General features: G+C 46.6%; 25 protein-coding genes. 13 read left to right on the plus strand and 12 right to left on the minus strand.

Annotated features, from left to right (window positions below):
• Positions 1–59: 59 nt before the first annotated feature.
• Genes hemA through FOT42_RS09010 form a run of 11 tightly spaced genes read left to right on the plus strand, consistent with a single transcriptional unit; the run spans position 60 to position 9980 of the window.
• Complete coding sequence (gene hemA / locus FOT42_RS08960; protein ID WP_151890233.1) at positions 60–1316, plus strand: glutamyl-tRNA reductase; 1257 nt, start codon at positions 60–62, stop codon at positions 1314–1316.
• Complete coding sequence (gene hemC / locus FOT42_RS08965) at positions 1313–2239, plus strand: hydroxymethylbilane synthase (RefSeq protein ID WP_151890234.1); 927 nt, start codon at positions 1313–1315, stop codon at positions 2237–2239. Before hemA ends, hemC begins: the two co-directional genes overlap by 4 nt.
• Positions 2217–2876, plus strand: coding sequence for a uroporphyrinogen-III synthase (locus FOT42_RS08970; RefSeq protein WP_151890235.1), 660 nt, complete (start codon positions 2217–2219; stop codon positions 2874–2876). The genes hemC and FOT42_RS08970 overlap by 23 nt, the downstream gene beginning before the upstream one ends.
• The gene (gene hemE / locus FOT42_RS08975; protein ID WP_151890236.1) at positions 2873–3898 is read left to right on the plus strand and encodes a uroporphyrinogen decarboxylase; all 1026 of its coding nucleotides are present in this window, start codon (positions 2873–2875) and stop codon (positions 3896–3898) included. The genes FOT42_RS08970 and hemE overlap by 4 nt, the downstream gene beginning before the upstream one ends.
• Positions 3895–4386, plus strand: a complete 492-nt coding sequence (locus FOT42_RS08980) for a DUF6973 domain-containing protein (RefSeq protein ID WP_151890237.1) — start codon at positions 3895–3897, stop codon at positions 4384–4386. Before hemE ends, FOT42_RS08980 begins: the two co-directional genes overlap by 4 nt.
• Positions 4383–5285, plus strand: a complete 903-nt coding sequence (hemF, locus tag FOT42_RS08985; RefSeq protein WP_151890238.1) for an oxygen-dependent coproporphyrinogen oxidase — start codon at positions 4383–4385, stop codon at positions 5283–5285. Before FOT42_RS08980 ends, hemF begins: the two co-directional genes overlap by 4 nt.
• A 46-nt stretch (positions 5286–5331) precedes the next feature.
• Positions 5332–6321, plus strand: a complete 990-nt coding sequence (gene hemB, locus FOT42_RS08990) for a porphobilinogen synthase (RefSeq protein ID WP_151890239.1) — start codon at positions 5332–5334, stop codon at positions 6319–6321.
• 3 nt (positions 6322–6324) lie between these two features.
• On the plus strand, positions 6325–7629 hold the full coding sequence (locus FOT42_RS08995) for a serine hydrolase domain-containing protein (protein ID WP_151890240.1): 1305 nt from the start codon (positions 6325–6327) through the stop codon (positions 7627–7629).
• 39 nt (positions 7630–7668) lie between these two features.
• Complete coding sequence (locus tag FOT42_RS09000) at positions 7669–8787, plus strand: CNNM domain-containing protein (protein WP_151890241.1); 1119 nt, start codon at positions 7669–7671, stop codon at positions 8785–8787.
• Positions 8787–9257, plus strand: a complete 471-nt coding sequence (locus FOT42_RS09005; RefSeq protein ID WP_151890242.1) for a methylated-DNA--[protein]-cysteine S-methyltransferase — start codon at positions 8787–8789, stop codon at positions 9255–9257. Before FOT42_RS09000 ends, FOT42_RS09005 begins: the two co-directional genes overlap by 1 nt.
• 9 nt (positions 9258–9266) lie before the next feature.
• On the plus strand, positions 9267–9980 hold the full coding sequence (locus FOT42_RS09010; protein ID WP_151890243.1) for a 3'-5' exonuclease: 714 nt from the start codon (positions 9267–9269) through the stop codon (positions 9978–9980).
• Between the two features lie 207 nt (positions 9981–10187).
• Here the strand turns inward: FOT42_RS09010 and FOT42_RS09015 are convergent, their stop codons facing one another.
• Positions 10188–12248, minus strand: a complete 2061-nt coding sequence (locus FOT42_RS09015) for a S8 family serine peptidase (protein ID WP_226789836.1) — start codon at positions 12246–12248, stop codon at positions 10188–10190.
• A 282-nt stretch (positions 12249–12530) separates the two neighbouring features.
• A complete protein-coding gene (locus FOT42_RS09020) occupies positions 12531–13514 on the minus strand; it encodes an endonuclease/exonuclease/phosphatase family protein (protein ID WP_226789837.1) in 984 nt (327 codons plus the stop codon).
• A gap of 66 nt (positions 13515–13580) precedes the next feature.
• On the opposite strand from FOT42_RS09020, the gene hflX reads away from it, so the two are divergent.
• The gene (hflX, locus tag FOT42_RS09025) at positions 13581–14792 is read left to right on the plus strand and encodes a GTPase HflX (protein WP_151890245.1); all 1212 of its coding nucleotides are present in this window, start codon (positions 13581–13583) and stop codon (positions 14790–14792) included.
• A gap of 268 nt (positions 14793–15060) precedes the next feature.
• On the opposite strand, the gene FOT42_RS09030 is transcribed toward hflX, so the two are convergent.
• The 9 genes from FOT42_RS09030 to FOT42_RS09070 form a co-directional block, all read right to left on the minus strand.
• Positions 15061–15993, minus strand: coding sequence for a DUF3078 domain-containing protein (locus FOT42_RS09030; protein WP_151890246.1), 933 nt, complete (start codon positions 15991–15993; stop codon positions 15061–15063).
• Positions 15994–16050: 57 nt separating this feature from the next.
• Positions 16051–16554: a DUF2480 family protein gene (locus FOT42_RS09035; protein ID WP_151890247.1), complete on the minus strand. Its 504-nt coding sequence runs from the start codon at positions 16552–16554 to the stop codon at positions 16051–16053.
• A 69-nt stretch (positions 16555–16623) separates the two neighbouring features.
• Complete coding sequence (locus tag FOT42_RS09040) at positions 16624–16953, minus strand: DUF59 domain-containing protein (RefSeq protein WP_151890248.1); 330 nt, start codon at positions 16951–16953, stop codon at positions 16624–16626.
• A gap of 5 nt (positions 16954–16958) precedes the next feature.
• Entirely contained in the window at positions 16959–17381 is a 423-nt protein-coding gene (locus FOT42_RS09045; protein WP_151890249.1) for a SufE family protein, read from the minus strand.
• A gap of 73 nt (positions 17382–17454) precedes the next feature.
• A complete protein-coding gene (locus FOT42_RS09050) occupies positions 17455–18681 on the minus strand; it encodes an aminotransferase class V-fold PLP-dependent enzyme (protein ID WP_151890250.1) in 1227 nt (408 codons plus the stop codon).
• Between the two features lie 23 nt (positions 18682–18704).
• Positions 18705–20021 carry a Fe-S cluster assembly protein SufD gene (gene sufD, locus FOT42_RS09055; protein WP_151890251.1) on the minus strand — a complete coding sequence of 439 codons (1317 nt, stop codon included), beginning with the start codon at positions 20019–20021 and terminating at the stop codon, positions 18705–18707.
• Positions 20022–20032: 11 nt separating this feature from the next.
• A complete protein-coding gene (gene sufC / locus FOT42_RS09060) occupies positions 20033–20785 on the minus strand; it encodes a Fe-S cluster assembly ATPase SufC (protein WP_151890252.1) in 753 nt (250 codons plus the stop codon).
• Between the two features lie 37 nt (positions 20786–20822).
• Positions 20823–22268 (minus strand): Fe-S cluster assembly protein SufB, encoded by a 1446-nt coding sequence (gene sufB, locus FOT42_RS09065; RefSeq protein WP_151890253.1) that lies wholly within the window; start codon positions 22266–22268, stop codon positions 20823–20825.
• A 39-nt stretch (positions 22269–22307) separates the two neighbouring features.
• Positions 22308–22637 carry a HesB/IscA family protein gene (locus tag FOT42_RS09070; RefSeq protein ID WP_072876713.1) on the minus strand — a complete coding sequence of 110 codons (330 nt, stop codon included), beginning with the start codon at positions 22635–22637 and terminating at the stop codon, positions 22308–22310.
• Positions 22638–22851: 214 nt separating this feature from the next.
• Between FOT42_RS09070 and thiL the strand changes: the two genes are divergently transcribed.
• Complete coding sequence (thiL, locus tag FOT42_RS09075) at positions 22852–23904, plus strand: thiamine-phosphate kinase (RefSeq protein WP_151890254.1); 1053 nt, start codon at positions 22852–22854, stop codon at positions 23902–23904.
• A gap of 120 nt (positions 23905–24024) precedes the next feature.
• Here the strand turns inward: thiL and FOT42_RS09080 are convergent, their stop codons facing one another.
• Complete coding sequence (locus FOT42_RS09080; protein WP_151890255.1) at positions 24025–24291, minus strand: hypothetical protein; 267 nt, start codon at positions 24289–24291, stop codon at positions 24025–24027.
• Positions 24292–24431 lie beyond the last annotated feature (140 nt).

The following is a 24431-nucleotide window of genomic DNA, read 5'->3' on the forward strand; positions in this document are numbered from 1 at the left end:
CGCTAGCGTTATTTTATACGAATGAACACTGTTAATTTTGTGCTGCGATTATATCCTTTATGAGGAACTACCATATTTCAAAACATAATTCTTTCTACGCCGTCGGGTTGAGTTACAAGAAGGCAGATGCAGAGGTGAGAGGAAAGTTCAGTCTGGATGTTCCTGCCATTGACCAAATATTGGTGAAGGCGAAAGAATTGGGAGTGGATGGCCTTCTGGCGATATCCACCTGTAATCGGACCGAACTGTACGGTTTTGCCCAACACCCCTACCAACTCATTAAATTGCTTTGCGACGAGACCCAAGGTACCGTGGAAGAATTCCAGGAAGTGGCCTATGTGTACAAGAACCATGATGCCATTTCCCACATGTTCAGGGTAGGAACGGGTCTGGACAGCCAGATTTTGGGTGATTTCGAAATTATCAGCCAAATCAAGCAAGGTTTTTATAGGGCCCGGAAATATGATATGGCCAACCCTTTTTTGGAGCGTTTGTGCAATGCCGTGATCCAAGCAAGCAAGCGCATCAAGAACGAGACCGAGCTCTCTTCCGGTGCCACATCGGTGGCCTTTGCCTCGGTAAAATATATTCTGGACAACGTTCCCAACATTTCCGAAAAGAACATTCTTTTGTTCGGAACAGGAAAAATCGGAAGGAACACTTGTGAAAACCTGATCAAGCATTCCAACAACTCCCACATTACCCTCATCAATAGGACCCGGGAAAAAGCGGAGGACATAGCCGGAAAGTTCCATTTGACCGTTAAGGATTATGGCGACCTACAGACCGAAATCCGAAAAGCGGATATTTTGGTGGTGGCCACGGGGGCCCAATTGCCCACAGTGTCCAAGGCCCTGATCCATCCCAAAAAACCTTTGTTGGTGTTGGACCTTTCGGTTCCCAAGAACGTTTCCGACGATGTACTTGAACTGGACAATGTTTCCTTGGTGCACCTGGACCAACTCTCACAGATCACAGACGATACGCTGGCCAAACGAAAGGCATATGTCCCCAAGGCAGAGGCCATCATCGATCATGTGAAAAAGGATTTTCTCAAATGGTTGGAAACAAGAAAATTTGCCCCGGTCATCAATGCCCTGAAGGAAAAACTTAGGACCATGAAGGCCGAAGAAATCGATTTTCATTCCAAAAAATTGACCGATTTCAACCAAGATCAAGCCGAAATGATCTCCGATCGAATCATCCAAAAGATCACCAAGCAGTTCGCCAACCACTTGAAGAGCGCCGAAGTCGATACCGAGGACAGTCTTGAACTCATTCAAAAGGTGTTCCAGTTAGAACTCGATTCGAAATGAGCAAGATCATACGAATAGGCACCCGCGACAGCGAACTGGCACTGTGGCAAGCTACCACTGTACAGGAAAAACTTGAAAAATTGGGATACGATACCACTTTGGTGCCCACCAAATCCATGGGTGATCAAGTGCTGGACAAACCCTTGTACGAACTTGGCGTGACCGGAATTTTCACCAAGGCTTTGGATGTGGCCATGTTGCAAGGTCAAATCGATATCGCCGTGCATTCCATGAAAGATGTACCCACCCAATTGCCCAAGGGCATTGTACAAGCTGCCGTTTTGGAACGCGCCATTACCTACGATGTTTTGGTGCACAAGGGTTCCTCTTTTTTGGAATCGGATGCTCCGGCGACGATTGCCACAGGAAGTTTAAGAAGGAAGGCCCAATGGCTGAACCGGTTTCCCAACCATCACGTGGTGGATTTAAGGGGAAATGTGAATACACGATTGATCAAACTCATCGAAAACGATTGGCAAGGTGCCATTTTTGCCCAAGCCGGGCTAGAACGTATCAAATTGCTGCCCAAGGACGCCATTTATCTGGATTGGATGATTCCTGCACCGGCTCAGGGCGCTATGTTGGTGGTAGCCATGGAAACCGACAAGTATTCGCATGATGCGCTTGCCAAGTTGAACGACCCCGATTCGGAACTGGCCACCAAAATAGAACGCGACTTTTTACGGACGTTGGAAGGTGGATGCACTGCCCCAATAGGTGCGTTGGCGCAGATTAAAGACCAAAAGGTATTTTTTGAGGGTGTTGTATTTTCTTTGGATGGAAAAAAGAAGGCCGAGATCAAAAAAGAGGTGAAACTGTCCGAAGCCAAAGGCTTTGGAGAAGTATGCGCCAAGGAGGTTTTGGCCAATGGCGGGGACAAATTGATGCAGGAAATCAGAAATGAAAACAGTGCTCTCCACTAAAATACTCACCCCGTCCCAAAAAGAACTGTTCCTGAATTCTGGCCTGGCTCTGGTGGAATATGATGCCCTCAAAATTGAATTTCTTGATGTGAAAATACCTTTGGATCATCAGAACTATGTCTTTACCAGCCAAAATTCGGTTAAGGTATTTCTTGATCAGAGCAAAGGGATTGACCGCTCCGGCTTCCGTATTTTTTGTGTGGGAGAAAAGACCAAATCACTTTTGGAATCCAATGGGTTGGAAGTCGTGAAAATGACAGATTATGCTTCGGACCTGGGAGATTCCATTGTAAAAAACCATCGAACCGAAAAATTTGTGCTCGTTTGTGGGCAGCAACGAAGGGACGATTTGCCGCTGATATTTTCGAAAAATAACATCCGGTATAAAGAAGTTGTCGTTTACCGTTCCATCCTCAATCCTAAAACTTTTCAAAGAGATTTTGACGGGATACTGTTCTTCAGTCCAAGGGGCATCCAAAGCTTTCTTTTGGAAAATACCGTGAAAAACAGCACCTTGTTCTGCATTGGGGAAACCACGGCATCCGAAGCCAAAAAACATTCGGAAAAAATTGTAATAGCCAACAAACCAACCGTGGAAAACGTGTTGGTCCAAGCCATAAAAGAATTGAAAGTATGATCAAAAACGATTTATTCCTTAGGGCATTGAAAGGTGAGAGTGTGGACAGACCTCCCGTTTGGATGATGCGCCAAGCCGGTCGCTATTTGCCAGAGTTCATGGAGCTCCGCAAAAAATATGACTTCTTCACGCGATGCCAGACCCCGGAATTGGCTTCCGAAATCACCGTGCAGCCCATCCGAAGATACGGTATGGATGCCGCCATTTTGTTCAGCGATATTTTGGTGATTCCGCAGGCCATGGACATCGAGGTGCAGATGAAACCCAATTTTGGGCCTTATCTGCCCAATCCCATCCGCACCAAGGAAGACCTCGAAAAGGTCGTTGTTCCCAATATCCAGGACACGTTGGGCTACGTCATGGATGCCATAACCATGACCAAGGAAAAATTGAACGATGAGATTCCGTTGATCGGCTTTGCCGGATCCCCGTGGACCATTTTGTGTTATTGTGTGGAAGGCCAAGGAAGCAAAAGCTTTGACAAGGCCCGTGGATTCTGTTTCACCCAACCCGAACTGGCACACCAACTCCTCCAAAAAATCACCGACACCACCATTGCTTATTTAAAAGCGAAGGTAAAAGCGGGAGTGAACTCCGTTCAGGTGTTCGACTCTTGGGGTGGTATGCTTTCCCCAACCGACTATCAAGAATTTTCATGGCCATACATCCAACAGATTGTGGATGCGCTGAAAGATGAAACGCCAGTCATCGTTTTCGGAAAAGGATGTTGGTTTGCCCTCAAAGAGATGGCCACATCGGGAGCTTCCGCTGTGGGCGTGGATTGGACCTGCTCTGCCAAAAATGCAAGGTATCTGTCAGGTGGCAACATTACCCTGCAAGGAAATTTTGATCCTGCCCGATTGCTGTCCCCTCCAGAGAAAATCAAAACAATGGTCCATCAAATGATCCGTGAGTTTGGAAAGGACAAATATGTAGTGAACCTGGGTCACGGCATATTGCCCAACATACCCTTGGAAAATACGAAGGCGTTCATTGATGCTGTAAAAGAATACAAGGAGTGAACCCATTTGCAATAGTAAAACGGGTCAACTTTAAGCACATACTGAAAGGTATTTTATTGGGCATGGGCAGGCCACTGTTCATTGTGCCAACGATAAAGGCCACCAAAGATTGCATCAAAATATCCACTACGCATTATGGTAAGCTGCACCATAAAAATGGCCCTGCCAATGCTTTCCGACATGCGCTTTGGAATTATTTGATTGCCAAAAGATGTCTGAAATGGAACAAAAAAGAATCCATGGTTTCTGACTGGGCCAAAAAGGTCACCGATTGGCATGAGGAAGCTTTTCCAAACAAGGCACTGGCCAAGGCGATGGATTTGCACAATAATGCAGTGGGGCGGTTCATTTTTGAAACTAATTCCGAAAAATCAGAAGAGGAAGTCATTTCCATCCTTCAAAAAATGACCTTGGAATCTGTTAAACTTGAAGAGAATACCAATTTATCACCATTAAAAGACCAATTGGTACATATTTTAGACACATGAAAGAGAAATTTTACGATTATATCCAAAAACTTCAAGATACCATCACATCCACATTGGAAGAAGTGGACGGAAAGGCCAAGTTCCAGCAAAATCTGTGGGAACGTCCGGAAGGTGGTGGCGGGAGGACTCGTGTCATAGAAAATGGTGCCGTTTTTGAAAAAGGCGGTGTGAACATCTCCAAGGTTTTTGGGGAACTGCCCAAAAGCATGCAAACGTATTTCGGGGTCGAGGATGCCGATTTCTTTGCCTGTGGCCTGAGTTTGGTCCTTCACCCCAAAAATCCTATGGTTCCAACGGTGCATGCCAACTGGCGCTATTTTGAAATGTATGACAAGGACGGAAAAATCGTGGACCAGTGGTTTGGCGGCGGACAGGACCTTACCCCTTATTATTTGTTCGGGGAGGATGCAGCACATTTTCACCAGACCTGCAAAAAGGCCTGTGATGCTCACCATCCCGAATTTTATCCAAAGTACAAAAAGAAATGTGACGACTATTTCTGGAATGCACACCGTAACGAGGCCAGGGGCGTGGGCGGGTTGTTCTTTGACTATTGCAAAGCAACCGAAACCATGGGCATGGAAGACTGGTACAACTTTGTCACCGAAGTAGGTGAAAGTTTTCTGGAAGCCTATATACCAATTGTTACAAAAAGAAAGCAACTTCTTTATTCACAGGAAAATAGGGATTGGCAAGAGATACGTCGAGGGCGCTATGTCGAGTTCAATTTGGTACACGATAAAGGAACCCTTTTTGGCCTGCGCACCAATGGTCGCATCGAGAGCATTTTGATGAGCTTACCACCGCATGTTCAATGGCGCTATGACCATCACCCAGAAAAAGGAAGTGAAGAGGAAAAATTGATCCAAGTGCTGCAAAACCCGAAAGATTGGGTTTAATACGTAGTTTTGTTCAAACGACCATAGTATTCAAAAAAACCGAAATATGTACCCACTCATACGCACCCGAAGACTCCGCGTCTCAGCATCCATCCGAAGATTGGTTCGCGAGACCATTGTGACCCCAGATGATTTTTTGGTCCCCCTTTTTGTGACCGAAGGCAAAGGCATTAGAGAAGAAATCCCCTCCATGCCCAACTATTTTCGGTTGAGCTTGGACAACCTTGAAAAAGAGGTCAAGGAACTCTGGAAAATGGGACTGTGCTCCGTATTGCTTTTTGTAAAGGTCGATGACAAACTGAAAGATAATAAGGGCACTGAGGCCCTCAACCCCAACGGATTGATGCAACGTGCCATAAAAACAGTGAAAAATGCCTGTCCACAAATGTTGGTGATGACGGATGTGGCCCTAGATCCCTTTTCCTCATATGGCCATGACGGTATTGTGGCCGAAGGACAGATTCTCAATGACGAAACCGCCGAGGTTTTGGCCGAGATGAGCGTGTCCCATGCGCAAGCTGGAGCCGATTTTGTCGCCCCCAGCGATATGATGGATGGCAGGATCCTGACCATCCGTGAGGCTTTGGAGGACGAAGGGTTTGTCAACACAGGAATCATGGCCTATTCCGCCAAATATGCCAGCGCCTTTTACGGTCCGTTCCGGGATGCCTTGGATTCCTCACCAGTGGATATGGCCCATGTCCCCAAGGACAAGAAAACATATCAAATGGATTATGCCAATCGGTATGAAGCCATTCGGGAGACCCAATTGGACATCGATGAAGGGGCCGACATCGTCATGGTAAAACCCGGACTGTGCTATCTCGATATCGTCCGTGAAATCCGTAACGAAGTGGATGTTCCTGTTGCCGTTTATCAGGTTTCAGGGGAATATGCCATGGTAAAGGCGGCCGCCGAAAAAGGGTGGTTGGACCACGATGCAGTGGTGTTGGAACAATTGACCGCCATCAAAAGGGCCGGGGCCAACATCATTGCCAGTTATTTTGCCAAAGACTTTGTTCGCACACTAGGATAGCCCATGAAGAAAATCATAGTATCGTTTCTGTTTTTTGTTCTTTGTTTCCATTTGGGAACGGCCCAATATGAACTCATCCACGCCCTTCCTTCAAAATTAGGACTCAACGAGGCCTATATCGACCAAAAAGTGGATTCCATCATGGAAATGGGCATCAAAAACGAAGCCTTTCCTGGGGCTCAGGTCCTAGTGGCCAAAAACGATACGATCATTTTTCATAAGGCTTATGGATTCCACACCTATGACAGCATCCATCCCGTGGCCCTCAACGACCTGTATGACCTGGCCTCGGTGACCAAGATCACCGGCCCGTTGCCCGCCTTGATGAAGTTGGTGGACGAGGGCAAGCTCAACTTGGATGTCCCGTTCAGCACCTATTGGAAACCCTGGAGAAAACAAAAGGACAAAAAAGACCTCACCCTCCGTGAAATATTGGCCCATCAGGCCGGATTGGAACCCTACATTGTCTTCCTTCAGAAAGTAATGCGAAAGGGAAAGCTGAAATCCCGTTTTGTGCAGCAGTCGCCCAGCAAAAAATACACTGGGCAAGTGTATGATACCCTTTACATCAACCATCGCTTCGTGCGGAAAATGGACCGCATTATCAATCGCTCCGAGGTTTCCGATGAAAAAAAATATGTGTACTCCGGACTTACTTTTCTCATCTTTCCCCGATTGATCGAACAAATCACCGGAACAGACTATCAGACCTATCTCCAAGATACTTTTTATGGGCCATTGGCCTGTCACACTTTGGGCTATTTGCCCAGTACCGAGCACTACACGAACGCCATTGTCCCCACCGAGGTCGATACCCTTTTCCGGAAAAGCTTGGTGAGAGGATGGGTCCATGATGAGAATGCGTCTTTGATGGGAGGCGTTTCGGGCAATGCGGGCCTCTTCGGAACAGCCGATGACCTCGCCAAGATCATGCTGTTCTATCAAAACTATGGTGCAGCGAATGGTCAGCAGCTCATTTCCGAAGCCACGGTCAAAGAATTCACTAGGGTCCAATATCCTGAAAATGAAAATTATAGAGGACTGGGATTCGACAAACCATTGTTGAACAATGCCGAACTTCCGTTGGAGGAAGCCTACCCTTCCCCTTTGGCATCGCCGGAGAGTTTTGGCCATTCTGGGTTTACTGGAACCTTTGTTTGGGCAGATCCCGTTAAAAAATTGACCTTTATTTTTCTGTCCAATCGCGTTTATCCCAATAGAGACCACAGAAAATTGTACAGTTTGGACATTAGGCAGGCACTCCAGGGTGTTTTTTATAAAGCGGAGGCGATCCAGTCTAAAAATTGATTCCTATTCGCTATCTTGGTACTCAAGCTATAACAATCCATGGGACTACTGCTTTTTTACGCCCTAATTTCTATCTTTTTTTCCTTTTTGTGCTCCATTTTGGAGGCGGTGCTGCTCAGTATCACCCCAACGTTCATCAATGTGAAAAAGCAGGAAGGTAAAGAGTATGCCGCCACTTTGGAATCCCTTAAAAAGGATGTGGACAAACCCTTGATCGCCATCCTCACCCTGAACACCGTCGCCCATACCGTGGGTGCCATCTTGGTAGGTGTACAGGCCAAGGCTGCCTATGCAGAGCTGTACGGGACCACCGAACGAACCATCTTGGGGTTCCGATTTACTGAAGACCTTATGGTGGGGCTTGTTTCCACCGTCATGACGATTTTGATTTTGGTCACTTCCGAGATCATTCCCAAGACCATTGGGGCCACTTTTTGGAAGCAATTGGCCAACTTTACGGCAAAATCCCTCACTATCATGGTCTTCATCATGAAATGGACCGGCCTTTTGTGGGTACTCCAGTTGTTCACCAAACTTATCGGAAAAGGCCACCATGGCAGTGTGCTGAGTCGGGAAGATTTTACGGCCATGACAGAGATTGCCCATGAAGAAGGTGTCTTTCAGGAATCGGAATCCAAGGTCATCAAAAACCTGCTCCGGTTCGAACAGATCAAGGCCAAGGATGTGATGACCCCGAGGACAGTGCTCAAAATTGCCTCGGAGGACATGACCATCAAGGAATTTTTTGAGGCGAACCGACCTTTGCGCTTCTCTAGGATCCCCCTCTACAAAGACCGTATGGACAACATCACGGGCTTTTTCCTGAAAGATGAACTCTTGGAGGCCATCATCAACAAAAAAGGCAATGAAAGCCTCTCCACCATCCGAAGGGATATTTTGGTGACCATCCGGTCCAAACCCATTCCAGAACTATTCGAGAAGCTCGTGGAGAACAGGGAACACGTTTCCCTTATTGTGGACGAATATGGTTCCGTGAGCGGTCTGGTGACCATGGAAGATGTGATCGAGACCCTGCTCGGATTGGAGATCATGGACGAAAGCGACAATGTGGAAGACCTCCAAGTGCTCGCGAGAAGGAACTGGGAGACCCGAGCGAAGCGTTTGGGAATCATTGAAGGAAAAAATAAAGTGGACTGATGGAAATCGCTTATTTACAAACTCCTGTGGGAATTGCAGAGTTTCAGGGCGATGAAGAAGGGCTTGCTTCCATATCCATTTTGGATGAAAATAAACCGATTGGAATAATTCCTGAGATCTTGGAAGATGCCGTCTACCAGCTCAAGGAATATTTTGAAGGTTCCCGCCAGCAATTCGACCTCAAACTGAACCCTTCGGGCACCGATTTTCAAAAAAAAGTGTGGGAGGCCCTGCTTGAAATTCCTTTTGGAAAAACCATTTCTTATTTGGAACTTTCCAAAAAGTTGGGAGACGTAAAAGCCATTCGTGCAGCAGCCTCGGCCAATGGCAAAAATCCACTTTGGATCGTGGTGCCCTGTCACCGCATCATCGGAACCAACGGAGACCTCATTGGCTATGCAGGTGGATTGCATAGAAAAAAATGGTTGTTGGAACACGAGAGCCCTGCCAAGCAGATTGCTCTTTTTTAAATTTTTACCATGCTTTACAAACTTAACCTGGACCATATCCTCTTTTTGGATATCGAGACCGTACCCCAAAGTCGACTCTTTAGTGATCTTGACGAGACTACACAAATCCTCTGGGAACAAAAAACGCAGTACCAGCGAAAAGAGGAAATCAGTGCCGAGGATTTCTATGAACGCGCTGGCATTTGGGCCGAATTTGGCAAAATCGTGTGTATTTCCGTTGGGTATTTCACCTTCAAAGGCGATTCCCGGAGCTTTAGGGTCACTTCCTTTCATGGGGAAGAGGTACAGATCTTAAAACAGTTCAAACAGCTTTTAAAGGACCATTTCAGCCAGACCAAGCACCTACTGTGCGCCCACAATGGCAAGGAATTCGATTTTCCCTATATCGCCCGCCGGATGGTCATCAACGGAATCCATCTGCCCTACAAACTGGACCTCTTCGGAAAAAAGCCGTGGGAAGTTCCCCATTTGGATACGCTTGAGCTATGGAAATTTGGGGACTACAAACACTATACATCGCTCAAGCTCTTGGCCCATGTGCTGGGCATTCCTTCACCCAAAGAAGACATGGACGGCAGCATGGTGAAGGATGTGTTCTATGAGGAAAATGGGTTAGATCGGATCATCACCTACTGTGAATTGGACGTGGTGACCACCGCCCAGATATTTCTGCGCATGCGAAATGAGGAACTTCTGTCCGACGATGAGATCAAAAAAATATGATGGGATTATCGTCATGCTGGACTCGTTTCAACATCTCACATATTGCATAATGTTAAGGATAAGTATGAGACCCTGAAATAAATTCAGGGTGACGGAAAGGAAACGTCTAAAAAAGAATGACCGGAAGGAAGATCAACTTCACGAGCTTTTCCAACCTTCGGGTTTCCCCATTAAAATGGGGATTGATTTTAAAGGATTCCATAACAATCAGTTTTTGTAGAATTTGGTGCTTTTGATTCCAGAGTAATCCTGTACCACCAGCACATACAGCCCAGTAGATAAGGAAGACACATTGATGGAACCCTGCGTCTTACCCTTTTTTATCGTGTTTCCAGAAGTGGTGACAATGGAGAACTCTGCATCTTGGGAAAGTTCAGCCTCCACGTTCAGATAGTCCACAGCGGGATTGGGGAACACGGAAATGTTCAGCTCTTGGGGGTAGCTCAATATCCCTTGCTCCATCACCTGGGTCTCTTCTCCCTGAAATTCAAAGGTGATGGTCTCGGAAAATTCAGAAACGGCGTTCTCGGCACAGATAGAGCGGACACGGGCCTCATAGACCTTGCCCTGTTCCAAGTTGCCAAGTCCAATCTGGTTCTCCCACACCAACCCGGTCATCCAAGAATCTTGATCTATACTTTTATATTGTACCTCGAAAAGGGTCTCTTCGGCTTCTCCCCAAGAAAGGGTCGCTCCTTCATCAGTGGATGATGCCAAAGCAAAATCTGAGGGTTGCTCAATGGAACATTTGGAAATTTGGGCCCCGGAAACGATAAGTGAAAAATCCTGAAATCCGTTCTTTAGGTTGCCTTTGTGGGTAATGGTGATGGTATATGTTCCTGAAGCATTGGCAATCTCCACCCTTTCGTAAGGATCCACTTTGTTGTCCCCTTGGGTGGCAGCATCGTTTGCTTTGGCGGGATTTAATTTCCAGGGCAAATGCGTTTCATTGCTTTTGGTGATCCTGATATCTAAATCGTTTGTCAAGGCAGCAATCGTACTGTTCAAGTCGCCCTTGTTCACATATTCGCTTTCGGGGTCTGTCCAAGAAATGGAAGCCATCAACGGTTCGTTCCCGTTTGCCGACACGGTGATGGAAAAGCTTTCACCATCGGCCAAGGTCTCTTCGTTCATCAATGTAGTATATTCTTTGTGCTGTAGTACCTCAGCGGCCGTTTTGGCATTGATGACACCCCAACCCATTTTGTAATCCGGTCCCTTGGCATCCACATCATCTGCCGTATGGAGGGCAAGACCTTTGAGCGTGGCCGCTTTCATATAGGTCCCAAAAAGTTCTTCGTGGTATTGCTGCAAGAGCAAAAGGGATCCTGTGACCCCGGGAGCGGCCATGGACGTACCCGAAGATACTTGATAGCTGCTATTGGTGGACGAGCTTGTGGAAAGGATATTGGACCCATCCCCGGCAAGATCAGGCTTCACCCGACCGTCATCCATTGGCCCAAAACTGCTATATCCTGCCACGGTGGCCTTGACCAACTCTCCTTTGCTGCCAATTTCCGTATTGGCCCCAGCAATCGTCAACCCATTTTTGGTGGTCGTAAATCCAAGCAACAGATCAAAACCATCTGCGGTCTTCTCAAAATTTGGGCTTGCATTGTCATTGGAGTTTTGAGCATTACCAGCTGCAGTGACCATAAGGTAATAGGGGGCATTGTACATGATCTTGTCCCAATCTTGGGCCACCTTGATATAGGCACCAAAATACCAATCAGGGACACTTTTGGAAAGTATGCCATAGGAATGGTTGCTCAACAGCAGTCCATTCACCGCTGCTTCGGCCACTTCAATTTTGTCACGGTTCCAATCGTGGGTGATGGCTCTGGCCCCATAGGCAACTCCCTTGGCATTGGGTTCCACGCCGGAGGATATGAGGTTTCCTGTCACCAATGTGGCGTGCAGACTGATCTCGTTGGATCCATCGGCATTGTTTGCCCTGGCATCAAACTCTTGGTGAGAGGTCAGTGCCACACCGGAGTCCCAAACACCTACTTCCATTCCGCCACCGTTCAATCCAAGGTTCAAAAGTCCTTCATTGTAGAGGGTGTGCGCCCGGGAAGTTTGCGAAGCTGGGTCGTTCAGGGTCGTATAAAAAAGAGGTGTGCCATCGGTTCCGATATCCCTTAACTCGATTTGGGAACCATCGTTTGCCTTTTCAGTCGGTCTGTATGCCTTTGAAGCAATGAGTTGACCGATCATCGTTTTCTTTGATTGATGTTCCGCTTCCCATTCAGCTATGATGGAAGCCATATTTTGTTGCTTATATGTGGCTCGAATTTGATCTTTGGCCTTTGGGGATTGACCAAAAGAGGAGATAATGCCCAAAAATGAAACCAAAATGAGTAGGAGTACTCTTATTGTTTTAGTGGGTAATCCGTAGCACATAGTTAAGTTTAGGTAAGGTTTGGACTACGAATATAGTTGACATTTGTCAATATCATCGATAAGATACGGAGTTATTCGATGAAATGCCCTGCTGTTTTCTTAAAGTTGTTGTGAAAATTGGCTTTTATGATGTGTGCTACTTTTCCTTCATTTATCGTGAGTCTGTTCCAAAACCACATAAACCGGAAAATGGTCGCTGTATCCTCCCAAATATGTCTCCCCAGCAAAGGTCCTAAATGGGTTTCCCTTGTATCTGCCCTTCCATTCCTTCAGAAATCTGGGGGAGAAAATCGCTGCTTTGACAAAGCTGTGATTGTTGGGTAGATGATCCAAGAAGGTATGGGAAAGAAGGATCTGATCAAAAAGGCTCCATGTCCTTTTATAGTTGGCACTGCCCGATGCCGGTGAGAGCAGTTTCTTCATGGGGTTGATGAAGCGGCCAGTGTTCATCAATGTCCGAATACTTTCTGAATTGGGATCGTCATTAAAGTCCCCCATGATGATGCAATTGGGGACATCCCCTTCGAGGGATTCAATTTTGGCAAGAATGGTCTCCGCAGCCTTCACCCTTTTATAGCTCGTGATCTCAGCACCTTCCCTACGCGATGGCCAATGGTTCACGAACACATGCACCTCTTCTTGGTTCAGCTTTCCAAGCACATAGAGAATGTCGCGGGTAAAATCCCGAACCCCGTTCACATTGTCCACCAGCAATGGGAGCGTCTCCGCATTCAATACCTTAAAATGTCTCTGCTGATAGATCAAGGCCGTGTCAATGCCACGCTCGTCCGGGGAGTTGAAATGCACAAAATCGTAATCGATTCCTTGGAGTTCCTTCTGCTCCAGAACGGACTTGATAACCACCTTGTTCTCCACTTCAGCAATGCCGATCAGTACGGGAGGCCTACCGCTCTCCTCCCTTCCTATTTCCGATAGGGCCATGGCAATCTTGCGGGCCTTGTTCCGAAACTTGGATTCGTTCCACTTGCGAAAACCTTCTGGCGTAAAATCATCATCAAGACTGTGCGGATCATCCTTGGTATCGAAAAAATTCTCAAGATTGTAAAATGCGATGGTGTATTTATTCTCTAGATTATACAATTTGATGTATTCTTTTTCGGATTGGGTCAATATTAGTCCAAAGTACAAAAATCAGCTTCCAAAACATTGTGTAGATTTGCACTTTAATCCCTTTTGATGCTAGAAAAGAAGTCGATAGATTATGAAAAGGCCGTGCTGGTCGGTGTCATCAACCAAGCACAGGATGAGGTCAAGGTAACGGAATATCTGGACGAACTCGAATTTTTGACCTACACCGCCGGGGGCGAGGTCGAAAAAAGGTTTGTGCAGCGCGTGGAGGTGCCCAACCCCAAGACCTACATTGGAGCTGGAAAAATGGAAGAGGTGGAGCGATATGTCACTGAAAATGAGATAGGTGCTGTCATATTTGATGACGAACTCAGCCCTGCACAGCAGAAGAACATTGAAAAGATACTTCGCTGCAAGATCTTGGACCGTACCGGTCTCATCCTCGATATTTTTGCCCAACGGGCCCAGACCAGCTATGCCCGAACGCAGGTGGAACTGGCCCAATACGAATACCTTTTACCCCGGTTGACAGGGCTTTGGACCCACTTGGAAAGGCAGCGTGGGGGTATCGGGATGCGTGGTCCGGGTGAAACGGAGATCGAAACGGATAGACGGATCGTGCGGGATCGCATTGCCCTGCTCAAAAAGAAACTGGCCAAGATAGACCGCCAGATGGAAACCCAAAGGGGCAACCGTGGGGCCTTGGTGCGTGCGGCCCTGGTGGGCTATACCAATGTGGGCAAATCCACCTTGATGAACGTCATCAGCAAGAGCGATGTGTTCGCGGAGAACAAGCTTTTCGCCACGCTGGACACCACGGTGCGCAAAGTGGTCATTGGCAACCTTCCCTTTTTGTTGAGCGATACCGTAGGTTTTATCCGAAAACTGCCCACCCAGTTGGTGGAAAGTTTCAAAAGTACTTTGGATGAGGTACGGGAAGCCGACCTCTTGTTGCACGTGGTGGATATCTCGCATCCCAATTTTGAGGAACATATTGCCTCTGTGAACCAAATTTTGGGCGAAATAGACAGTATGGACAAGGAGACCATCATGGTCTTCAACAAAATAGACCAGTACACCCCTGAGACCATTGATGAGGACGACTTGGTGACGGAACGGACTTCGGCCCACTTCACCCTGGAGGAATGGAAGAACACCTGGTTCAACAAAATTGGCGACCGGGCGCTTTTTATTTCGGCACTGAACAAGGAAAATCTGGACGAGTTCAGGAAGCGGGTATATGATGAAGTCAGGAAAATCCACGTGACCCGTTTTCCCTATAACAACTTTTTGTACCCCGAACAGTTGGACGAATACTAAAACCGTTCGGGACAAAGTGTCCCCCTTCTACGATTAAATGTTCCCTCAGGTCGTTCCCACCACAGTTTTTGGACAGTTCACAACAAAAATTTAGGGGTTAGCCATGTGCGGACTACTTTCACATTGTTTTTAAGTCATTTAGTGTCGAACCTTGATCTATATGATCTTAACCTACTTAGACCATGGTCTTAAAAACTTGAAAAATCATATTTCACCCCACAAAAAAAGCCCTCTAAAAGAGGGCTTTTTTAGTATCCGGAATTAGGTTTTAGAACTTATAGCTCAAGCCCAAGGTCCAATACGTTTGCAGTTCGTTGTCAATCGTATCAAACGTGGCGGCAGGGTCGGGGGTCGGGGCATTGTTCACAATATAGTTAAGGGTTTCTTGCTTGTTGCTCCTCAATCCAAAATCAAATCCTACCCCAATCATCTTCCAAAGGGAATAACTGAAGGAATTGGTCCACGTCCAGTTGCTCAGATTACTGCTCTTATAGCTTTGGAACAGGGAAAGGTTGCTCTTGAAGCTCACGGCACCCAATTGTTTGGTGTAGTCGGCCACGATCTTGGCACCCATGGACGATTCAAAAATGTTGTCCTCGCTGCTGAACACAAAGTTGTAGTTGAGGGGATGGATCACCACGACAAGGTCGGATATGGGTGTCCAAGTGGCACCGACACCGAGATCCAGATAACCGGGATCGTTAAAATTGCTCAAAATGGTGGTGCGGTACTCTGCCAAAGCGGAAATGGCAAATTTCTCGCTCAGTTTCCTTCCGTAGAGGGAAGAAATGTTGAAGACATCCGTGGCCTGTCTGAAGCTGTCATCATCGGTCGGGTCGTCCTTATCGTCCAATTTTACCCAAGTGAGGTTCACATTGGCCGCATTTCTCCAAAAAAACTTTTCTTCCTGAAGATTGGCAAAGGCATTCACGGTAAAACCAATGTTCCCCGATGAGTTGTTGGGAATGCCTTGGGCAAACCAATTGTTGAACTGGGAAAGGCTGCCACCTATGGTGCCAAAGGCACCTATTTTCCATCCGGGCAGGGCATCCAATTGTTTTTGAAGCGCGTTCACACGGGACTGGATAGCGGCAATGGAATCCTTTTTGGGGGTGATCTGGGCTTTCAGCTCTTCTTCGGTCTGCGCAAAGGTCACTGTCAGCACAAAGAAGGCCATAGCGGTCAAAAGCGATTTTTTCATAGTATGGAGTTTTCTGTTTAGACCGCAAAAGTAAGAAATGTCACCTTAGGGGCATAGTTACTTCCGCTTATAAAGCGGCACAGAAGAACAGGCCTCCCCATACATCACACTTTTGGCCACCTGTTGGATTTTGGTCGTGGCCATGATATAGGCATTCGCAGGGACGGGCTTGTGGGAACATCCTTTTATGATGACGGGTTTATCTATAAAATCCGAAACATCCAGGTTCTCCAAAATGGACTGGTAGAGTGCCGTTTCCAAATCTTCTAGACTACCAACCACCACTTTTTTGGCAAAGGGCGCTAATTTAGAGGAAACCAACATAAAGGCCCATCCGGGAACAATGGCATCGGTGGAGCATTGCAATGCGACATACGCATCTTGATAAATGGTCCAATCGTGGGCATCCACATGATCCCTGAACTCCTTTTCCCGCAATATGATGCCCTCGTACAGCCAGTCTTTGATGTCCAGTACCTTTCTTTCCCCTTTTGGATAATAGTCCTCAAGGTCAAAAGTGACCAACTTGCTCTGGGCTACCCTATTTATGATTTCGTCCATTAGATTTGAGTATTGAGATTTTAGTAGTTAGACCGTCTAGGTTCTCAATTCTAGTTTCTAACATCTGATTTACAGAAGCCCGAGTTCCAATTTGGCCTCCTCGCTCATCAACTCTTGTGTCCATGGGGGATCAAAAGTGATCTCCACTTCCACATCCTTGAGCTCATCAATGGACTTGACCTTTTCTTCTACCTCAACCGGCAAACTTTCGGCCACTGGGCAGTTCGGTGAGGTAAGTGTCATCAAGATCTTGACATCATAATCCTCGTTCACGAACACATCGTAGATCAATCCCAGTTCATAGATGTCCACTGGAATTTCAGGGTCATAAATGGTCTTAAGGACCCTTACTATTTTTTCGCCCAGGTCTTGGGTATCTATATTGGTTTCTTCGCTCATCTTGTCTAATTTAACTGTGTTTGATAGGCCACCGCATACAGTTTCAACTGTTTGATCATACTGACCAGACCGTTGGCCCTTGTGGGGGACAAATGTTCCTTCAACCCGATCTCATCTATAAATGCGGTGTCGGCATCTATGATGTCCTGCGGTTTTTGGTTGCTGAACGCCCGGATCAGTATGGCAATGATGCCCTTGGTGATGATGGCATCACTGTCTGCGGTAAATACCAGTTTGTCACCGTCCAGCTCTGCATGGACCCATACCTTGCTCTGGCATCCTTTGATCAGGTTGTCTTCCGTTTTATATTGTCCATCTATCAAGGGAAGGGATTTGCCCAGCTCTATCATGTATTCGTACCGTTGCATCCAGTCATCGAACATGGAAAACTCATCGACTATCTCTTCCTGTATTTCTTGTATGCTCATGCTGTGGTTTTATTCAAAATTACAACTCGATGGGTTGCCTTTCAAGTATTTATGACTAAAGATAACTTGTTGGTCAAAGGAGCATCTTTTTGGCCCGCTTGACACCTTCCACCAGCTTGTCCACTTCCTCTTGGGTATTGTAAAAGCTGAAACTTGCACGCACTGTTCCCGGAATCTTATAAAAATCCATGATGGGCTGCGCACAATGGTGGCCGGTCCTGACCGCTATTCCCAATTTGTCGAGAATGGTGCCGATATCATACGGATGGATTCCCTCTATATTGAAGGAAATCACCGAAGTCTTGTGTTTTGCCGTTCCGTAGATCCGCAATCCTTCTATGGTAAGCAACTGCTTCGTGGCATACTGTAGCAATTCGTCCTCATATTGGGCAATGGCATCGAACCCAATGTTCTCCATATAGTCCAAAGCAGCCCCAAAGGCAATTCCACCACAAATGTTGGGTGTTCCGGCTTCAAATTTATGGGGCAGGTCGGCATAGGTGGTCTTTTCAAAAGTGACCTCCGCAATCATTTCCCCTCCACCTTGGTAGGGTGGCAATTTTTTGAGCCATTCCTCTTTTCCGTAGAGCATTCCAACCCCCGTGGGTCCACACATTTTATGGGCCGAAACCGTATAGAAATCCACATCAAGGGCCTGCAAATCGGCTTTAATGTGTGCTGCGGCCTGTGCACCGTCTATCAAAACGGCTGCCCCGACTTTGTGTGCGGCATCAATAATTTCTTCAATCGGGTTGATAGTGCCCAGTGCATTGGACACATGATTACAGAATACCAATTTTGTCTTGTCATTCAGTAGCCTATGGTACTCTTCCATAATCAATTCCCCGTCCAAATTCATGGGAATCACCTTCAATGTGGCACCGGTGCGCTCACAGAGCATTTGCCAGGGCACAATGTTGGAATGGTGCTCCATGGCAGACACCATGATTTCGTCCCCTTTCTTTAGAAAGGAAGTAAAACCAGTAGCCACCAAGTTGATGCCATGCGTGGTCCCTGACGTAAAGATCACCTCATGGGTCTTGCCAATATTGAAATGTTTCTGGATCTTTTGGCGGGCCAACTCGTAGGCATCCGTTGCCTCTTGGGAAAGCGAGTGCACACCACGGTGGATGTTGGCATTATAGCGATGATAGTAGTCCACGATCGCATCGATGACCTGTTGAGGGGTCTGCGAGGTAGCGGCATTGTCCAAATACACCAAAGGCTGTCCATTCACCTCTCGGTTGAGGATGGGAAAGTCCTTGCGGATGGTCTGTATGTCCAAAGCGGTCTGCAACATCGTATGCCTTTGTTTTTAGTTGTTTACAGGTCAAATCCGACCCGTACACCCAGTTTATTGGCGATGATCTTGTTCACCCTTGCCTTGAGTTCAGGAATGCGGACACTCTCCAGCACGTTGTTGGCAAAAGCGTACATCAACAAAGCGGTGGCCTCTTTTTTCGGGATGCCCCTAGATCTTAGGTAGAACAGGGCCTCGTCGTCCAATTGACCAATGGTGCATCCATGGGAACACTTCACATCGTCCGCAAAGATCTCCAATTGCGGTTTTGAGTTGATGGTGGCCCTATCGCTCAACAAAATATTGTTGTTCTGCTGGAAGGCATCTGTTTTTTGGGCAATCTTGTCCACAATGATCTTTCCGTTGAAGACGCCTGTGGATTGATCCCCGAAAATCCCTTTGTAATCTTGATGGCTCTCACAATTGGGCTGCCTATGGTGCACCAAGGTATGGTGGTCCACATGCTGTTTGTCTCCCAGAATGGTCACGCCTTTCAAGGTAGAATCGATACGTTCACCGTTTTGGTAGAAGTTCAGGTTGTTGCGGATCAATTTTCCTCCAAAGGAAAAGGTATGCACCCGAACCACGCTGCTATCTTTTTGGGAAATATAGGTGTTGTCCACCAAGGAAGCTGTCGCGGCATCGTTCTGCACTTTATAATAATCCACAATGGCATCCTTGCCCGCAAAGATTTCGGTCACGGAATTGGTGAACACCTCATTGCCCGTCAAACTTTGGTGGCGCTCAATGATCTGGACCTCTGCATTGTCTTCCGCGACAACCAAGTTACGGGGTTGGAGCATCAAAGCGGCCTCGTTGCCCGTGGCCAAATGCAAGATCTGGATCGGTTTCTTGGGCATTTTGTTCTTTGGGATATAGATGTAAGCCCCTTCCTTGCAAAAAGCAGTGTTCAAAGAGGTAAGCGATTCATCTTTGTTTGCCACCTTGTTGAAATAAACCTCGATTACCTGGCGGAACATTGGCTTGCTAAAAGCGGAACTCATCAAGCAGACATCCACTCCATCGTGTGTCGTTTCCGATAGGTAGGAACTATAGACCCCATCCACGAACACAATTTTGTAAGTGTCGATCTCGTGGAGGAAATATTTTTTTACATCCTTGTATTCCAGTGTGGTCTCTTCCTTTGGAAAGATGCTGAAATCCACCTTTTGCAGGCTGTTGAGCGATGTGTATTTCCAAGCTTCCTCCTTTTTGGACGGAAACCCTTTGGCCTCAAAGTTCTTTATGGCCTCTGAGCGGACTTCGTGTACCGGATGATCGAGATCCACACTGTCCTCAAAAGCCAAAAAAGACGAGACTAATTTTTCTTTCAAATCCATGTTTTCCATTCTTAAACGGCGGCTTCTTGTTTCAACCAATCGTATCCTTTTTCTTCCAGTTCCAAGGCGAGTTCCTTGGTACCGGATTTCACGATTTTTCCATCGTACAGCACATGCACAAAATCAGGGACAATGTATTCCAACAATCGCTGGTAGTGCGTGATCACAATGATGGCGTTGTCCTTGCCACGGAGTTTGTTCACTCCATTGGCCACAATACGCAAGGCATCAATGTCCAGTCCGGAATCGGTCTCGTCCAAAATGGCCAGTTTGGGCTCCATCATCGCCATTTGGAAAATCTCGTTCCGCTTCTTCTCACCTCCGGAGAACCCTTCGTTCAGGGAACGGGACAAAAATTTGCGGTCGATTTCCAACAGTTCGGACTTTTCACGGATCTTTTTCAACATCTCATTGGCGGGCATGTCTTCCAATCCCTGTGCTTTTCTGGATTCGTTGATGGCGGTCTTCATAAAGTTGGTCACCGAAACCCCAGGGATTTCAACTGGATACTGAAATGAGAGAAAAACACCTTTGTGGGCCCTTTCTTCCGGTGAAAGTTCTTCCAAATCCTCACCATCCAAAAGGATGGTTCCTTCTCCTACTTCAAATTCTTCCTGACCTGCAATCACTTCGGCCAAGGTACTTTTCCCGGAACCGTTTGGCCCCATAATGGCATGTACCTCCCCGGCGTTCACCTTTAGGTTGATGCCCTTAAGGATTTCCTTATCTTCTACGCTTGCGTGTAAATTCTTGATTTCTAGCATGCTACTTTTCTTCAAATATAATTTATAGTGATGTTTGTTATCCTACGGAGCCTTCCAAACTGATTTCCAATAGTTTTTGGGCCTCTACGGCAAATTCCATGGGCAGTTTGTTCAACACTTCCTTACTAAAACCGTTCACGATGAGGGCAATGGCCTTTTCGGTGTCGATGCCCCGTTGGTTACAGTAGAAAATTTGGTCTTCGCCAATTTTACTTGTGGTGGCTTCATGTTCTATCTGGGCCGATTTGTTCTTCACCTCAATGTAGGGGAAGGTATGTGCCCCACATCTGTTGCCCATCAACAGGGAATCGCATTGGGAAAAGTTCCGTGCATTCTCTGCTCGGCTGCTCACCTGAACCAATCCTCGATAGCTGTTCTGTGACTGGCCAGCGGAAATTCCTTTGGAAATGATGGTGCTCTTGGTGTTCTTGCCCAAGTGGATCATCTTGGTCCCGGTATCGGCTTGCTGAAAATTATTGGTCACAGCGATGGAATAGAACTCCCCGATGGAATTGTCCCCCTTCAAAACGCAGGAAGGATATTTCCAGGTCACTGCGGAACCGGTCTCCACTTGTGTCCAAGATATTTTGGCGTTCTTTTCGCAAAGTCCACGCTTGGTCACAAAGTTGAACACACCTCCTTTTCCTTCCTTGTTTCCTGGGAACCAGTTCTGTACGGTGGAATATTTGATTTCGGCATTGTCCAATGCAATCAATTCCACCACGGCAGCATGTAATTGGTTCTCGTCACGGGAGGGTGCCGTACATCCTTCCAGGTAGCTCACGTAGCTTCCTTCATCGGCAACCACCAAAGTTCTTTCGAACTGACCTGTGCCTGCTTGATTGATACGGAAATAGGTGGAAAGCTCCATCGGACATCTGACCCCTTTTGGGATATAGCAGAAAGAACCGTCCGAGAATACGGCCGAGTTCAAGGCAGCATAAAAATTGTCCTTTTTGGGCACCACCGTTCCGATGTACTTTTTCACCAGTTCCGGGTGTTCTTTTATGGCTTCGGAAATGGAACAGAAAATAATGCCTTTTTCCGCCAATGTCTTTTTAAAGGTGGTGGCCACGGAAACGGAATCCATGACGATGTCCACCGCAACACCTGCCAATTTCTTTTGCTCATCAATGGAAATACCCAACTTTTTGAAGGTGTCCAACAGTTCTGGATCTACCTCGTCCAAACTGTCGTACTTGGGCTTCTTGTTCGGGGCGGAATAATAGGAAATATCCTGAAAGTCAGGTTTTTTATAGGTCACGTTGGCCCATTCCGGTTCCTTCATTTCCTTCCAGGCACGAAAAGCTTCCAAGCGCCATAGGGTCATCCAATCGGGTTCTTCCTTTTTCTTGGAAATGGCGATGACAATGTCCTCGTTCAATCCCTTAGGAAAGGTGTCCGATTCTATATCCGTATAGAAACCATACTCGTATTCCTTGGTCTCCAGTTCTTTTTTTAATTCTTCCTCTGTATAAGCCATATCTTATAAGTTAGCCAATTGAAGGCTTTTAGTCAATGTTTATAGTGAAAAACTTTCCCCGCACCCGCAGGTTCGCTGAGCATTGGGGTTATTGAAGACAAAACCCTTGCCATTCAATCCTCCCGAGTATTCCAATGTGGTGCCCACCAGGTACAAAAAGCTCTTTTTGTCCACGATGATGCGTACGGCATTATCTTCAAAAATCTTATCTGTGTCTTCTACGGACTTATCAAATTTAAGTTCGTAAGACAATCCGCTGCAGCCACCACTCTTCACTCCCACACGGACATAATCGGTAGTTGCATCAAAGCCTTCCTCGGCCATGAGCGACACTACTTTTAGCTTTGCTGTTTCCGATACTTTAATCATCTTACTTGAATTTAATCTAAATAGCCTACAAATATACTGTTTAAGTAGGGTTTTACCATACATACTAACATTATAATAACGAATGATTCCATAGGGGTTTTCTATGTTGGGCATTGTGTTTTTGCCATAATGCCCTTTATGGTGCCCTTGCGGGTTTTTCACCTTTCTCCGTATCGCTTTGCCAAGTTCCACCGATCCTGTTTACTTTTGCAAAATGCTAGAAGACAAGAATCCACAACGTACCTCATTGGGAGAGCTCGGCGAGTTTGGGCTCATTGACCATCTCACCCAGAACTTTGAACTAAAACAGCCTTCGTCCCTTGTCGGTATTGGTGACGATGCCGCTGTGATGGATTTCAAGGACAAAAAAGTGATCGTCTCTACCGATATGTTGGTGGAGGGGGTACATTTTGACCTCAGCTATATGCCCCTCAAGCATTTGGGCTACAAGTCGGTGATGGTGAACCTTTCCGACATCTGTGCCATGAATGCCCTACCGACCCAAGTGACGGTTTCCATTGCTGTTTCCAATAGATTTCCCCTTGAGGCCTTGGAAGAGTTTTATGAAGGGGTGGCCCTGGCCTGCAAACTGTACCATGTAGACTTGGTGGGAGGCGACACCACGTCGTCCAACAAAGGGATGATCATCAGCGTTACGGCCATCGGGGCTGCCAACGCAGATGAGATCGTTTACCGAAAAGGTAGCAAACCGAACGATCTTTTGGTGGTGACCGGGGATTTGGGCGGTGCCTATCTGGGGCTACAGGTGTTGGAACGTGAAAAAGAGGTCTTCAAGGTGAACCCGAACAGCCAGCCAGATCTGGAGGCCTATTCCTATCTTGTGGAACGACAGTTGAAACCGGAGGCCCGCAAGGATATGGTGGAACTTTTGAAAAAATTGGAAGTAAAACCTACCTCTATGATCGATATCAGTGATGGCCTCTCTTCCGAAATACTCCACCTCTGTAAGCATGGGGACGTGGGCTGCAATCTTTTTGAGGACAAGATTCCCTTAGACCCATCGGCCATTGCCACTTGTGAGGAATTCAAAATGGACAGCACCATGGTCGCCCTTGGTGGTGGTGAGGATTATGAGCTCCTGTTCACCATAGACCAGGCCGATTTTCCCAAGATCAAGGGAAATCCCAACTTAACGGTGATAGGACATATGACGGAAAAAAGTGAAGGGGCACACCTTATCACCCGAGCGGAGACCAAAATTCCCATCACAGCACAAGGATGGAACTCATTCAACGAAACAAAATAAAAAACCCCGAAAATCAAGAATTTCCAACTCCATGGTTTTGGGGCACGCAACCAATAGCAGTAGGTACTCGTTTGAGTTTCCGGGATTAAGATTTGGGCTTTTTGTAAAAAAAAGAAAGGGTTAGGCCACTTGGTGCACTACCCTGCTTCTTCTTTTTCGGTACATATCTTCCAATGCACTGTTGATTTCTTGCATCTGCGGTGTCAAGGCGGAAAGCTTTCCGCTGACATCCGTGGTTACCTCTTTGTGGCAATGGGTACATTTATACTCCTTGATGTGTTCCGTTACTTTTTTGGAAACCACATAATGGTGTCCGAACAGGTTGCAGAAAAAAGAGGAAAATTTGTTGCCTTGGTGGTGATGGTGGTGAGAAGTAGAAATTTTCATAGGCCGGTCGTTGTTTAAGTAAGCATGGATACGATTTGGGGAATCGAAAAATGCCGTAATTTGGTTACTAGTAGTTTTTTGTTATATCAATTTTTTTTGATTGAACTTTCTATAGCAACGGATGTTGATAACTTTTTATT

Source organism: Flagellimonas hadalis (assembly GCF_007785775.2).
Lineage (GTDB): Bacteria > Bacteroidota > Bacteroidia > Flavobacteriales > Flavobacteriaceae > Flagellimonas > Flagellimonas hadalis.